Below are 13,936 nucleotides of genomic sequence, written 5' to 3'. Positions count from 1 at the left end.
CCCTATCCAAACAGGTTTGTGCCAGTGGCAACGTGAATGCCGCCATCCAGTGGGATCACCTCACCCGTCACGTAAGATCCGCCCTTGCCACACAGGAACAGCGTTGCACCTGCAATATCGTCCGGGTGGCCTATCCTCCCAAGAGGAACGCCTTTGCCGACACGAGCCGCTTTCTCGTCTGTATCTGTCGCAAACGCTGTCATGTTGGATTGGAAAGGTCCCGGTGCGAAGCCATTGAACGTGATGTGCTCATGCGCCAGCTCTTTGGCGAGAATACGCGTCAGCTGGTGCACTGCGGCTTTAGACGCGGAGTAAGAATAAGCGCCGTCCCCGATTGGGGTGGAACCCATTACGGAACCGAGATTGATCACACGAGCCGGATCTTCCGGACGCCCGCTGGCTTTCAGTTCTGGCAGCAACGTTTGGGTCAAATGGAACAGGCCCGCCACGTTCACATCCATCACCCGTTTCCACGCGAAGTATGGGAAAGAGCCCAGTGGCTCGCCCCAGGTGATGCCAGCGTTGTTGACCAGAATGTCCAGCTTCGGGCTCCGCTCACGCACTGCCTCAGCCAGTGCAAGCACACCTTCCTCAGAGCCCACATCCCCCTGAAATGCTTCAACAGATCCGGCAGCTTCCGGATTGTTGGCTTTCAGGTTTGCATTGATTTCTTCCGCGGTTGTCTCAACCACATCCAGCTTGCGAGAGCAGATGAAGACGCGTGCTCCGCCTTCTGCCAGCGCTGTTGCAACCATGCGGCCAATGCCAGTGCCACCGCCTGTCACCAGCGCCGTTTTGCCAGCAACACCAAACAGTTCCTCAAGATATCCCATGAAGACACCCTACCTCCCATAGTGTTCTTCGAGCTGCCACCGCATCTCCTGTGACCTGACTGTAGCGCATCCTCAACCGAAAACCGGTACCCATTATTTAGGGGGATGCAACCTTAAACCAATGGTCAAGCGTGCTCCTCGCCGCGTGCAGTTGACAACATACTCACTAGTATGTTTCCGTATATCAAGAGTTGTAAAGCAAAATTTTTAGCAGATATCTTTTGTCTCTCCAGCCTTGGGTCCTGATTGTGCGTGGGAGCTCATAATCACACATCCTATTGATATTAAGCGGATTTTTCCCGCAGCGGCGAAAGGATAAAAGAGCTCAAATGTCTTGGGAGGGTCATTGATGAGCGACACTTTATTAGCCGAACGTCCAGCTATGGACCTTGGGGTGAGCACACGTGTGGCACCGCTGATTGAGCAAGTACGCGCCATGGTTCGCGATGAAATCATGCCCCTTGAAGATGAGTTTCACGATGAGATCCCCGTGGGCGACCGCTGGCAGCATACTCCGCGGCAGACAGAGATTCTGGAGAGCCTGAAGGCAAGCGCACGCGCTAAAGGTCTCTGGAATTTCTGGCTGACGGACTCTGAGCGTGGCTACGGCCTCAGCACCGTTGAATACGCTTATCTGGCAGAAGAGATGGGCAAGTCTCCGCTCGCACCAGAGGTGTTCAATTGTAACGCTCCAGACACCGGCAATATGGAAGTGTTTGAGCGCTATGGTTCTGACGCCATGAAGGAAACATGGCTGAAACGCATGCTCAACGGCGAAATCCGCTCTGCTTATCTGATGACAGAGCCGGATCACGGCTCCTCTGACGCCACCAACATCCGCATGTCCTGCGTGCGTGATGGCGATCATTATGTGCTGAACGGTGAGAAGTGGTGGTCTTCCGGTGCGGGGGATCCGCGCTGTGCCGTCTACATCACCATGGTTTACACCCCAACAGACGGAAACAAGCACCAGCAGCATTCCATGATCGTGGTGGACGCCAACACGCCGGGCATCACCAAGCTGCGCCCGATGCAGGTGTTTGGGCATGACCATGCACCACACGGTCATCTGCATTTGCGGTTTGAGGATGTGCGTGTGCCGGTTGAGAACCTGCTGTTGGAAGAAGGACGCGGGTTTGAAGTTGCACAAGGTCGCCTTGGGCCGGGCCGCATCCACCACTGTATGCGTGCAATTGGGCAGGCAGAACAAGCGCTTGAGTTGATGTGTAAGCGCTCCATCAACCGCGAGGCCTTCGGCAAGCAGCTTTACAAGCTGGGCGCTAACTTTGACATCATCGCTGAATGTCGCATGGAGATTGAACAGGCCCGCCTCCTCTGTCTGAAAGCAGCATGGATGATGGATAATGCCTCTGCTCGTGAAGCCGCATTCTGGATCAGCCAGATCAAAGTGGTCGCGCCGCGTATGTCTCTGAAGGTCACTGACGAGGCTATGCAGATGTTTGGTGGTCAGGGCATCTCGCAGGACACACCATTGGCAACCAACTGGATGAACCTGCGCACCCTGCGCTTTGCGGATGGGCCGGACGCCGTGCACCGCAACTTCATTGGCCGCTCCGAACTGCGCAAACACACTCAGGAAAAGATCTGATAAGGCAGGAGAGCCACGGCTCTCCTTTTCTTTGCATCTGCACTCCAAAACAGGGAGAACGCAATGACATCACTTAATGAATTCCGCATGGAAACAAGGGCTTGGCTGGAAGAGAACTGCCCTCAGGACATGCGAAAAGCTGTAACCACCGAAGAAGACATCTGTTGGGGTGGCCGCCACTGGACTTTCAAATCTGAAGCGCAAAAGCAGTGGCTGGAGCGGATGGCCGAACGCGGCTGGACCGTGCCAAGCTGGCCGAAAGAGTATGGCGGCGGCGGTCTGAGCGGAGATAAAGTCAAGATCCTCAAGGAAGAGATGAAGCGCATCGACGCCATGTCTCCGCTGGAAAGCTTCGGCATCTGGATGCTTGGCCCTGCATTGCTGAAATACGGCTCCCACGAGCAGAAACTGCAGCATTTGCCCAAGATCGCCCGCGGTGAAATCCGTTGGTGTCAGGGCTACTCCGAACCGGGTTCAGGCTCCGATCTTGCCTCCGTCCAGACTAAGGGCGTGGACATGGGCGATCACTTCCTTGTCTCCGGCCAGAAGATCTGGACGTCCTACGCTGACAAAGCTGATTGGATTTTTGCGTTGGTGCGTACAGACCCAGATGCAAAGAAGCACAAGGGCATCTCGTTCCTGCTGTTTGATATGACCAGCGAGGGCGTCTCCACTAAGCCAATCCGTTTGATTTCCGGCAGTTCTCCGTTCTGTGAAACCTTCTTCGATGAAGTGAAGGTGCCCATGGAGAATGTGGTCGACGAGCGTGGCAATGGCTGGACAATCGCCAAGTACTTGCTGACACACGAACGTGAGATGGTCAGCAATCTGGATGCGATCTTTGGCGGTTCTGCGGGGCTTTGTGAAACCGCTGTGGAATCAATTGGTCTGGATGAAACTGGCCGACTGGATGATCCGCTGCTTCGTGCGGATATTGGCGACTTCCTCGTCGATGAGATGGCTCTGACCGCACATCTGGCTGCTGCGAAGGACTTTCACCGCGCTGGCAACCAGCTGGGCGCTCGTTCTGCGGAGCTGAAGTATCTTGGCACCGAACTGAACAAACGCCGCCAGAGCCTCGTTGTACAGGCTGGAGGGCTGGAAGCATTGTCTGGACCAGAAGAGAACAACGGCATCGGCAACCAGTCAGCTTCCTGGCTACGCTCCAAGGGCAATAGCATTGAGGGTGGCACCTCCGAGATCATGCTTTCCATCATTTCAAAGGCAGTTCTTCGTCTGCCATCACTGGGTTAAGGAGAGAAAACATGGAACTTTTCAGCTCTGAAGAAACCCTATTGAAGGACTCCGCTGCTGGCTTCATGTCAGAAAACGCCCCTGTTCAGGCCCTCCGCGATCTGCGTGACCAGAAAGAAGCCCTCGGCTTCAATCAGGAGCTCCATAAAACTCTGGCCGAGATGGGCTGGTTCGGTATGCTTCTGCCGGAAGAGGCTGGTGGCTATGATTTCGGTCACCGTGCAGCTGGCCTTGTGGCGGAAGAAATGGGCCGTAACCTGACAGCCTCCCCGTTCCTCTCAACCGCTGTTTTGAGCGCAATTGCACTGCGTCAGGCAGGAGGCGAGCATCTGAGCGAGTGGGGGCCGAAGATCGCCGCAGGTGAAGCCGTCATCGCACTGGCAATCGATGAAGGCGCAAAACACAATCCCACCCACATTAAGGCAACAGCTGAACCAGATGGGAACGGCTTCATCCTCAACGCCAGAAAACGCGCGGTATTTGACGGATACAACGCAGATCGCCTGATCGTGGTTGCAAAGAGCGGAGATGAGACCGCCCTCTTCCTCGTCGATCCAAGTGCCGCTGAAGTAGAAGTTGAACGCAATGCAATGCTGGACAGCCGCAATGCGGCAAACATCCAGATTACCAACCTACATCTGGACGGCAAAGATCTGCTTTGCCCGCTCGACAAAGGCACCGAAGTGCTGGAAGCCATGCTCCGGTCTGGGTGCGCAATCTCTGCCTCAGAACAACTTGGAGTTGCTAGAGAAGTTGCAGAGCGCACAACAGCCTATCTGAATGAGCGCAAGCAATTTGGTGTTCCAATTGGCATGTTTCAGGCACTTCAACACAGAATGGCCGACCTTTACTGCCAGATCGAAGAAACAGCATCTCTCATCTCTGCCGCGTTGAGATCGATAGATACAACTTCAGATAGTGTAGAGGAGCTCACTCGAGCAGCAAAAGCCAAGGTTGCTAAGGTTTCGCGACTGGCGACAGAAGAAGCGGTGCAGATGCATGGTGGAATCGGTATGACCGATGAAGTTGATGTCGGATTGTTTATGAAACGCGACCGAGTGTTAACAGAGATGCTCGGTGATAGCGCTCACCATATAGACTTTCTGCTAAAAAGACGGGGTCTTTAACTGAATAATCCGTATTTCTACTTGTGATTATTTCTAAAGTAACTTCATAATCGCAGTTATCTGGTCCACCCCTTTGGATCAGCGAGAGCCAGTCCGCAACAGCATTGCCCGGTGTTGCAGACTGGCTCTCTCTTTTTTGGCTAACCAAATCAACTCTTCAGATCTTCATTCCCGGCATGTTGAGAGAGGATGTATTCCCCCCATCCACGGCCAATGCCTGCCCCGTAATGAAGCTGGCATCCTTACTGGCAAGAAATGCAATTGTAGCTGCAACTTCAGCAGGATCGCCGTGCCGACGCAGCTCTGCGCGAGAGCCGAGCTTGTCCTCTTTGCCCACACTGCGGGCGTGATCAAACACCGGTTTTGTCATCCCGGTTTCAATCAGGCCAGGACAAACAGCATTCACACGCACCCCATGCTCACCGAAATCACAGGCCGATGTCATCGTGAAATTGATGAGCGCCGCTTTGGAGGCGCTATAGGCATTTCCACCTGCGCCAGCGCGAATCCCCGCAACCGAAGCAGTATTCACAATAGAGCCACGGCCCGAAGCTTTAAGCTGTTCGCGGGTGTACTTGGTGAATAGCATCGCACCCAGTACATTCACCTCGTAAACCTTGAGCCAGTCGCCGAAGTCTTCATGGCTGCCGCCCCACGAACCTTCGCAGATAACACCAGCATTGTTGCAAAGAATGCTGATGCCACCAAAGGTGTTCTCAACGGCCTCCACGCAGGTTTCAACGGCCTCCTCATCTGCGACATCCACGACGTAAATGCGCGCCCGGCAACCTTCAGGAAGCAGTGAGGCGGTTTCATCCAGCCCATCCTCGTTGCGGTCCACTAATGCAACAGCAGCACCTTCCTCGGCCAATCGAATGGCAGTTGCACGCCCGATGCCACTACCTGCACCTGTGATCAGCGCTGTTTCTCCTGCAAATCTGGGTTGCATCATCAAATCCTCCCCGTTTCCAGAACAACTTTGCCAACCACGCGCCTTTCCATCAAGTCTCGAAGCGCCTGAGGCGCTTCTTCAAGCGAATAGCTCCTACTAACAGTTGGGTTGAGTTTGCCCTCCTGTAGCCATTTAAACAGCTCTGAGAAGTTATTCTGGTCACTCGATGGCTCCCTCATACGGAACGCGCCCCAGAACACACCCATGACCGAGCATCCTTTGAGCAAAGGCAGATTGGTTGGGATGGAGGGAATATCACCAGCAGCAAAGCCTACAACCAATGCGCGACCGTTCCAGGCTGTCGACCTCAGTGCCTGTTCAAAGAGATCTCCACCGACTGGATCATAAACCACATCAACGCCTGCCTTACCGACGATTTCCTTAAGGCGCTCCCTCAGATCCTGAGTGGAGTAGTTGATCAACTCATCCGCCCCAGCTTTGCGTGCCGCTTCCAACTTTTCGGCAGAACTGGCGGCTGCAATCACTTTGGCGCCCATAACCTTGCCAATTTCAACCGCTGTCAGCCCAACACCACCACCCGCACCGAGTACAAGCAGCGTCTCTCCCGGCTGCAACTGAGCCCGCTGCTTAAGAGCATGCATGGATGTGCCGTATGTCATCGTAAAACCCGCAGCCACTTGCGCTGACATGGTTTCTGGCCGCTTCATCACAGCAAATGCATCCACCACAACCTCTTCGGCATATCCGCCTTGCTGCAGCAGAAGCGCCATTACCGGGTCACCGGGCGCAAAGCCCGTAACACCTTCACCAACCGCTTCAATTCTACCGGCGACCTCTCCACCTGGCACGAATGGCATTGGTGGCTTGATCTGATACTTACCCGCAATCACCAGTGTATCTGGAAAGTTGACACCAGCAGCTTCCACTGCGATCCGCACTTGTCCTTTCTTTGGCTCTTTGCGTTCAACATCTTCAACACGCAACGCTTCCGGTGGGCCGTATTCCGAACAGACAACAGCACGCATGATTTCCCTCCCAAACCAAAACATACCCGTGAGTATGTTACGGAAACGCAGTGAGCGCAACCACAACGCTAGGTGTAACTCCCCTCCCCTGTACCCAAGACGCACCAAATTTGAGCAAGCAGCTTCGTAATCAGGAAACCACGGTTTGCAGAAGCCCCCTGCTCTCTCATCATCCGTTTACACGCTCTGGTGAGAATAGGTCAGTTAAGCACGTGCAGAGCATGGAAAGACCTGATGGCTGAACAGGATAAGCCCAATCTTGCTGATGAGTTCAAACGCCTGGAAAGCTCACCTGAAGGGCTGACAGGTTCCACCGCATCCAACAGGCTGAGGCAATACGGCCCCAATGCGCTGGAAGAGAAGAAAACCAGCAAGCTGGTCCAACTGCTGCTGACGTTTTGGGGGCCAATCCCATGGCTTATCGAAATCGCAGCAATCCTTTCCGCAATCATTGAGCACTGGGCAGACTTCACCATCATTCTGTTCATGCTGGTTCTGAACTCCGGCATCGAATTCGTTCAAAGCAGCAAAGCTGCAGATGCGCTGGCAGCGCTGAAATCCTCCATGGCACTAAAGGCACGCGTGAAGCGAGACGGAAAGTGGGCTGACATTCCCGCAACCGATATTGTGCCCGGTGACATCATCAATTTGGAAAATGGTGACATCATTCCAGCTGACTGCATTTTGGAGAGCGGGCCGTACCTTGCTGTCGATCAGGCTGCGCTGACGGGTGAGTCTCTTCCGGTCGATAAACAAGTGGGGGATGTGGCTTACTCTGGATCCATCATCAAACAAGGCACAATGCAGGCGTTGGTGACAGCAACCGGGGGCAGTACGTTCTTCGGCAACACGGCCAAGCTTGTTCAGTCCGCCGGTAACATCTCGCACTTCCAGAAAAGTGTTCTGGGCATTGGCAAGTTCCTTATTCTGGGTACAGCTCTGCTCGCAGCACTCATCATCGTCAAACAGCTCTACCTTCAACAAAGCATCCTCAACATCATCGAGTTGGTGCTCGTACTGGTCATCGCCTCAATCCCCGTCGCCATGCCAGCCGTACTCTCTGTCACCATGGCCCTTGGCGCACTCACTCTTTCCAAAAAGAAAGCCATCGTCTCTCATCTACAGGCTATCGAAGAACTCGCAGGCGTGAATGTGCTGTGCTCAGACAAAACAGGGACACTCACCAAGAACGAACTCACTTTGGGCGAGCCAGTTCTGTTTGATGCTGCGAGTGAGAAAGAGCTGGTGGTGATGGCCGCGCTTGCTTCCAGCACAATCGAGAAGGACGTCATAGATCATCTGATTGTCAGCAAGGCCGAGCGGGGCATTCTGGAACTCTATAAGCAGAACACATTCACGCCGTTTGACCCAGTCAGCAAGAGAACCGAGGCGGGCGTCTCAGGACCGCGCGGCGCATTCAAAGTGATCAAGGGCGCTCCGCAGGTGGTGATCGATCTCTGTGCCAACGCACCTGAAGAAAAGGCTGCGGCCAGCAAGGCCGTGCATGAGTTTGCAGCGAAGGGACTCCGCGCCCTCGGTATCGCCAAAACCAACGAGCAACACGAGCTGCGACTGCTGGGCATTCTTTCGCTCTACGACCCACCACGCGATGACTCCAAAGCGGTAATTGAAGAAACCCAGAATGCGGGCATCACCGTGAAGATGGTGACAGGTGACGATGTTGCCATCGGCAGGGAGATTGCTGGACAGCTGGGTCTGGGAACATCACTTGAAAGCGCAAGCCAGGTCTTTTCCGAAAACAAGGACATGGACAATCTACCCGCCAACATCCGCGAGGAGATCGTCAACGCAGACGGCTTTGCCCGTGTCTTCCCGGAACACAAATACGGGATCGTAAAAGCGCTCCAGCAATCCGGCGACTACGTCGCCATGACAGGAGACGGCGTGAATGATGCACCCGCATTGAAGCAGGCTGATGTGGGCATTGCCGTTTCAGGCGCAACAGATGCTGCCCGTTCCGCAGCTGATCTGATCCTCACACTGCCGGGTCTCTCCGTCATTACAGATGCGGTGATCGAGGCACGCAAGATCTTCGCACGCATGATCAGCTACGTGGACTACCGCGTGGCGATGACCATCAACCTGATGGTGTTCGTTTCCGCCAGCGTGTTGCTGCTGGAAGAGGTGCCTTTGACAGCCATCATGATTGTTATGCTGGCACTCCTTGATGACATCCCGATCATCACCATTGCCTACGACAACACCGAGGCCGCACCTGCGCCGATGGAATGGCAACTCGGAAACATGCTGCGCACTGCAACCGTGCTCGGACTCATATCTGTTGTCGAGAACTTCATCCTCATGATGGCGGCACGGCATTGGCTGGATGTTCCAGCTGCAGAGCTACAGAGCGTCATGTTCCTGCAGCTGGTAGTGGCAGGGCATTTGCTCCTGTTCGTCTGTAGGCACGATCATTGGTTCTGGCAGGCACCGCGACCCTCGGCCAAACTGCTCATGGCAATTATCACCACGCAGTTACTCGCAGTTGTCATCTGTCGATCTGGCTTTCTTGTTCCAGCTATCAGTTGGGAGTTGATCGGCATTGTCTGGGCTCAGGCGATCCTCTGGATGTTCGTTCTGAACGTTGCCCGAAAGCTCTGCCGCTAAAAGATGTAAGAGGTGCTCTTTCGCTCCTCCAGCAGACAGATTAGATATAGAGCATTGTCTGCAACCGGAGTTGGCGCGTGCCGAGCTTACCCCTTCCCTTTTTCACCGCACTGTTTCTGTGCTTCATCCTGCTACGCCTTGTTGCTGGATATGGACGCAAACTGCCAGTGATGCTTTTGGTGACGATCTGCCTCTATGCTCTGCAATCCGTTCTGCTTGGCATCAAGTGGGGCATGGGAGGATTGCCATCATGGTCCACTGCTGGATTGGCACTTCTGCTTCCCCCAGCAACCTGGCTTTCCTTTCTGCAACTCACCAACCGGTTTTCTAGAAAAGCCATTGGCTGGACAGCAGGTGCAACAGCGGCTTCATTTGGCGTTCTTGTAGTAGCACCAAACTTCAACATTCCCAGCTTGATCGACCTGACCAGCGTTGCCGTCTATCTCGGATACGGCACGCTCTTCTTCCGGTCGGCAACCGTGAAGCAATGGGAGTGGACCAGCCATCTGCCGCTTGACCAGATGTTCCCGACACGGCAAGCGCAGCTCATCGCCGGTGCTGTGTTCTCAACCTCAGCTCTTGTCGATCTGGCCGTCGCCTCTGACTTCGCCTTGAACAGAGGTAGCTATGCCGCAACCATTGTGGGTACCGCGAACCTAGTGATGCTGGTTGCGTTGATCATGCTCGTTGTTCTGATGAGCCGGAAGCCATCAGTCGCGCAGCAACCCGTAGTGCAGATTGAAGCGGAGAAGGTCTCGGCCACACCGGAGCAAATTGAACTGGTGGACGCATTGGACCAACTGATGCGGAGTGAAAATCTCTATCGTGATGAGAACCTGTCTCTCGATAAGTTAGCTCGGAAACTGCGTGTCCCAGCCCGACAGATTTCGACAGCTGTCAACACTGTGCGAGAGATCAACCTGCCTCAATACACTAACGGATTTCGTGTGGCGGAGGCCTGTCATCTTCTGGAGACTACAGACACTCCGATCACCGCGATTATTTATGAAGTTGGCTTCACCACCAAGTCCAACTTCAATCGTGAGTTCCAACGTGTGACGGGAAAGAGCCCGAGTGCATGGAGGAAAGAGAGTAGGACTTCCGGAGCCACTGAGCCTGCCTAGAAAATCTCTCGCAAGATATCTGTTGCGTGCCTCCAACCACGCATGACGCCTACGTTGGAAATCAGCTTTTCGACATTGATGCGGATGTTCTCTTTAGGAACATCCGCCGGGAATTTGAGATAGACAGCTGCCATCTCACCATCCAAATTGAAGCTGGAAACATCTCCCTTGAAATAGATTACAGACTTATTGGCAGAGACTGAAAACTCTCCAAACCGACCAACAAAGTCACCCGCCAACTTATCCATTTCAACGCTGACATCCATAGGTCTCGGCAGTCTTAAATCTGCTGAAGGGTCACACCAACCGAGGAGCCAGGAGCCTCTTCGTTTGAAGTGAATGCCCAGACTGCCATCCTCATGATGGGTCGCTTCAGCTGTCAGATCACATCCACGTGCATCGCTGGTTTCGAGTTGGATCTGCCCCTCTGAACTGTTTGCTCCGACGATCCGAAGGCCCAAATTGCTACCCGTAATTCTGACCTTTTCCACCTGCTGAGACGAGAGCGTCTGAGTGCTTTCGCTTCCCGTTGAGACCGTCGCATATGCCGCGATTGCTATCACTGCGATCGCTATAAGTACCTTTGTGCCGTTGCTGGTTGCCATCTGCAAACTCCTTGATTTCCTGTAGAAACCATGGAAGTTCCAAAGATAGGTCGCGACCTAGTTCTCGAAATAGGACCTAAAATGCGTCCTGAAACACCATCAAGGACCTACTCATTCCCTGATGAGCAGAGGCACAGCAGTCTCTTTGATGGCAGGAGGAAATGGGCAGGCATGACGAGCCTCCCGGTCCAGATGCGCACAAATCAGCTCCGTCGTTGCAAGCAGTTTTTGCGTTTCCGCGTTATACATTTCATGCAGGATATAGAGCGTCTTCTCATGAATATCCGTCAGTCCAGACCTGCAAAAAAGGAGATCTCCAGCCAAAGCTTCCGCGTGGTATTTCGTGGTTTGCTGTACCGCTGCCATGCCCCGATTATGCTCTCTGAAGTATGCTGAAGTTAGCCCGACAAGAGAGAACAGATGCCAGTTGGCTTCGTCAAATTTCTCCGTGTACCACTGCACATTCATGTGCCCCATGTGGTCCAACTGATAGGGATAGACGACGCCTCGATAGGTCTCGATCATGGTATTTTCCAGTGGTGCCAGAGCGACAAGTTCACTCCTTCACCCACTCCCATGCCTTGTCCAGATTTGCCATATCGAAGTGCTTTTCGCCTATGCCAAGCATCGCTGCGAAGGGACTATCCATCGCCACAAGCCACTCCCAAATCTTCCGATCAGAGACAATTGCAATCCGGTGAAAGCTCTTTGCGTGGGTCATCGCCCACTTCAAATCTTCGTATCCAGCCTCGATACCCCAGTGTGCTTTCTCATTCAAAATCACCAGAACGCTAACCTTGGCATGCTTGTCCAGCACCTCTTCTACCTGAGAAATCAGGTTCAATTCTTCGGTGATATCGACCTTTCCATCGACCTCAAACCCGAGCACATTCTCAGAACTTTCAGGAAGTTTTTTGATCATTCTGGCACCTCTTTCGTTGGTCGGAATAGTACTCGAACTCCACCTTCTATCCTGTTTCAGAGGCCTCGTAGTTTCGAGATAATTTGGAAATCACCTGCCAACTGAAAAGTTGACAGCTGTCCACTTTTATAAAAGTGTAACGGTTTCACCACGTCTGTCAGGTCTGAGACAGTTGATTACAATTGAAATTTGAAACCAAAAGCTGCACTCCCCATTGTAGTGATGCCTAATATAAACCAAGGAGATCACTATGTTTCATCAGGCTGGAATGCACGGATTTCACTTCTTCCCGTTCCCAATCGTACTCATTCTTTTGCTCATAGTCGGCTTTCTGATTGCTCGGTCCTATGGCTACTTTGGTGGTCCAAGCACAGCAAAAACTACCGAATCCGAGCAACCAAAATCGTCAAATTCCGAAGCACTGGACATTCTAAGTAGACGTTTCGCGAAGGGTGAAATTGATGAAGAGGAGTATCAAAAACGGTCTCAGGTCCTTCGCCTAAACCAGTAGACAGCCACTTCATCGGCGCTCGGAGCTGCAATATCGGAGCGCCGTTCTCTCTGTTTTGCATCATGTTGTCAGCTGACAACTCTTGGTCAGGTAGACCACCAGAGAGACTCTGACGGTTAGAACAACCTCTATAAGAACCATTATTGGCCACAACCGATGAAACCATTATCGTTCTCATTCCACCCTCAGACTTCCTACGCAGCAGTCATTCAGAAGCTTCTTATCTACCAGTTCCACACTATCAGCTTCCCCATGACAGAAGAGTACACACCCCAATTCAAGGCGTTTGCAACAACGTTTGCATCAAGATCGCCACAACTCTTGTTAAAGTGTAATCACTCAGAACTGCCAAAATGGAAGCAATATCTGGCGGAGTCGTACCTCCAACTATAGACGCATCGAAAACCTGTGTTGTTTCAGAAGGTTGAACTGTCACTCAATGATTACCGCAGCCGCAGTTTAATATCATTCATCGGGCTCGACGACATTTCGTTACATCTGATTTCTTGCTGAAAATGTTGGACTGGGCCAGTGTTTGAACAAGGTTGAAAGCGGACACCGCAGTCGCAATCGACCGCACACTGCTGATCTCCCACGTAACCCCAACACCGCGAAATCAGCAGTGTGCACCACCACTTACTGCAAAACCACTCGGGCTATCATGTCTTACCTTCGCGCATTTTGGAACTCGCCGTATACATTCTGGTTTATTCTTGCTCTGCCAGGACTTCCCATCATTGGCGGGCTACTTCGTGAAGGAGAAAAACTGGAGCACCTCCTCCATCCTTCCGGAGAATTTGCAGCCCGTTTTCTCATAGTCAGCTTGATGATCACCCCACTGATGTTCCTGACAAATGGACAACGTTGGGTGCGTTGGCTGCTGGCACGCCGTCGTTACATTGGTGTGGCTGCTGGCTGTTACGCTGCGCTTCATCTTGCCATCTATCTTCTCGACAAAGGTTCACTTGGCCCCATCCTTGAAGACCTCGTCAAAATCGGCATCTGGACGGGATGGCTTGCATCGCTGATTTTCATTCCTTTGACGATCACCAGCAATGACTGGTCCATCTCAAAACTCGGCAGGAGCTGGAAGAGTCTTCAAAAACTTGCTTACCCAGCCGCCGCGTTGGTACTGGCCCACTGGATCCTTTTGGACTTCAAAATCGGTCCGGCCCTGGTTCACTTCACGCCACTCATCCTGCTTCAGGCTTACAGATACGTGCACGTCACCAATAAGCGAAAAGAGAGAAAACTCACTGCCCACGCTTAATCCCAAGCAAGCACCAAACTCACCCACCTTCCTGCCTCAGAAGGTGGGTTTTCTTTGCTCTCCTTTTGTAGTGAGGACAACCTCTCCTTTCAGAGGTACTCTAATGCAATGGAGG

The 13,936-nt window shown here is 53.0% G+C and carries 13 protein-coding genes; 7 read left to right on the top strand and 6 right to left on the bottom strand.

Annotated features, from left to right (window positions below; genetic code table 11):
• Positions 1 to 2: 2 nt before the first annotated feature.
• Positions 3 to 833 (bottom strand): SDR family oxidoreductase, encoded by an 831-nt coding sequence (locus tag PJE062_RS11170; RefSeq protein ID WP_008548866.1) that lies wholly within the window; start codon positions 831 to 833, stop codon positions 3 to 5.
• Positions 834 to 1,182: 349 nt separating this feature from the next.
• On the opposite strand from PJE062_RS11170, the gene PJE062_RS11165 reads away from it, so the two are divergent.
• From PJE062_RS11165 to PJE062_RS11155, 3 genes are all read left to right on the top strand, one after another.
• Positions 1,183 to 2,442, top strand: a complete 1,260-nt coding sequence (locus tag PJE062_RS11165; RefSeq protein WP_008548872.1) for an acyl-CoA dehydrogenase family protein — start codon at positions 1,183 to 1,185, stop codon at positions 2,440 to 2,442.
• A gap of 63 nt (positions 2,443 to 2,505) precedes the next feature.
• Positions 2,506 to 3,696: an acyl-CoA dehydrogenase family protein gene (locus PJE062_RS11160; RefSeq protein ID WP_008549432.1), complete on the top strand. Its 1,191-nt coding sequence runs from the start codon at positions 2,506 to 2,508 to the stop codon at positions 3,694 to 3,696.
• An 11-nt stretch (positions 3,697 to 3,707) separates the two neighbouring features.
• Positions 3,708 to 4,823, top strand: coding sequence for an acyl-CoA dehydrogenase family protein (locus PJE062_RS11155; RefSeq protein WP_008549220.1), 1,116 nt, complete (start codon positions 3,708 to 3,710; stop codon positions 4,821 to 4,823).
• 157 nt (positions 4,824 to 4,980) lie between these two features.
• Here the strand turns inward: PJE062_RS11155 and PJE062_RS11150 are convergent, their stop codons facing one another.
• Together PJE062_RS11150 and PJE062_RS11145 are read right to left on the bottom strand one after the other, a co-directional pair.
• On the bottom strand, positions 4,981 to 5,775 hold the full coding sequence (locus PJE062_RS11150) for an SDR family NAD(P)-dependent oxidoreductase (RefSeq protein ID WP_008549368.1): 795 nt from the start codon (positions 5,773 to 5,775) through the stop codon (positions 4,981 to 4,983).
• Positions 5,775 to 6,761, bottom strand: a complete 987-nt coding sequence (locus tag PJE062_RS11145; RefSeq protein WP_008549232.1) for an NADPH:quinone oxidoreductase family protein — start codon at positions 6,759 to 6,761, stop codon at positions 5,775 to 5,777. Before PJE062_RS11145 ends, PJE062_RS11150 begins: the two co-directional genes overlap by 1 nt.
• A 234-nt stretch (positions 6,762 to 6,995) precedes the next feature.
• Here PJE062_RS11145 and PJE062_RS11140 point away from each other — a divergent pair, with 234 nt between their 5' ends.
• Both PJE062_RS11140 and PJE062_RS11135 read left to right on the top strand, forming a co-directional pair.
• Positions 6,996 to 9,389: a plasma-membrane proton-efflux P-type ATPase gene (locus PJE062_RS11140; RefSeq protein WP_008548898.1), complete on the top strand. Its 2,394-nt coding sequence runs from the start codon at positions 6,996 to 6,998 to the stop codon at positions 9,387 to 9,389.
• Between the two features lie 77 nt (positions 9,390 to 9,466).
• On the top strand, positions 9,467 to 10,513 hold the full coding sequence (locus PJE062_RS11135) for an AraC family transcriptional regulator (protein WP_008548873.1): 1,047 nt from the start codon (positions 9,467 to 9,469) through the stop codon (positions 10,511 to 10,513).
• On the opposite strand, the gene PJE062_RS11130 is transcribed toward PJE062_RS11135, so the two are convergent.
• From PJE062_RS11130 to PJE062_RS11120, 3 genes are all read right to left on the bottom strand, one after another.
• Positions 10,510 to 11,118 carry a hypothetical protein gene (locus tag PJE062_RS11130; RefSeq protein WP_008548871.1) on the bottom strand — a complete coding sequence of 203 codons (609 nt, stop codon included), beginning with the start codon at positions 11,116 to 11,118 and terminating at the stop codon, positions 10,510 to 10,512. The genes PJE062_RS11135 and PJE062_RS11130 overlap by 4 nt on opposite strands.
• A gap of 111 nt (positions 11,119 to 11,229) precedes the next feature.
• Positions 11,230 to 11,643 carry a thioesterase family protein gene (locus PJE062_RS11125; protein WP_008549122.1) on the bottom strand — a complete coding sequence of 138 codons (414 nt, stop codon included), beginning with the start codon at positions 11,641 to 11,643 and terminating at the stop codon, positions 11,230 to 11,232.
• A gap of 31 nt (positions 11,644 to 11,674) precedes the next feature.
• A complete protein-coding gene (locus PJE062_RS11120) occupies positions 11,675 to 12,040 on the bottom strand; it encodes an STAS/SEC14 domain-containing protein (protein WP_008548874.1) in 366 nt (121 codons plus the stop codon).
• A gap of 250 nt (positions 12,041 to 12,290) precedes the next feature.
• Between PJE062_RS11120 and PJE062_RS11115 the strand changes: the two genes are divergently transcribed.
• Entirely contained in the window at positions 12,291 to 12,551 is a 261-nt protein-coding gene (locus PJE062_RS11115) for an SHOCT domain-containing protein (RefSeq protein WP_037036639.1), read from the top strand.
• A 661-nt stretch (positions 12,552 to 13,212) separates the two neighbouring features.
• A complete protein-coding gene (locus PJE062_RS11110; protein ID WP_008549150.1) occupies positions 13,213 to 13,821 on the top strand; it encodes a sulfite oxidase heme-binding subunit YedZ in 609 nt (202 codons plus the stop codon).
• Positions 13,822 to 13,936: the final 115 nt, after the last annotated feature.

The sequence above is a fragment of the Pseudovibrio sp. JE062 genome, from assembly GCF_000156235.1.
In the GTDB taxonomy this organism is placed as follows: domain Bacteria; phylum Pseudomonadota; class Alphaproteobacteria; order Rhizobiales; family Stappiaceae; genus Pseudovibrio.
This window is presented reverse-complemented; position numbering and strand designations above follow the sequence as displayed.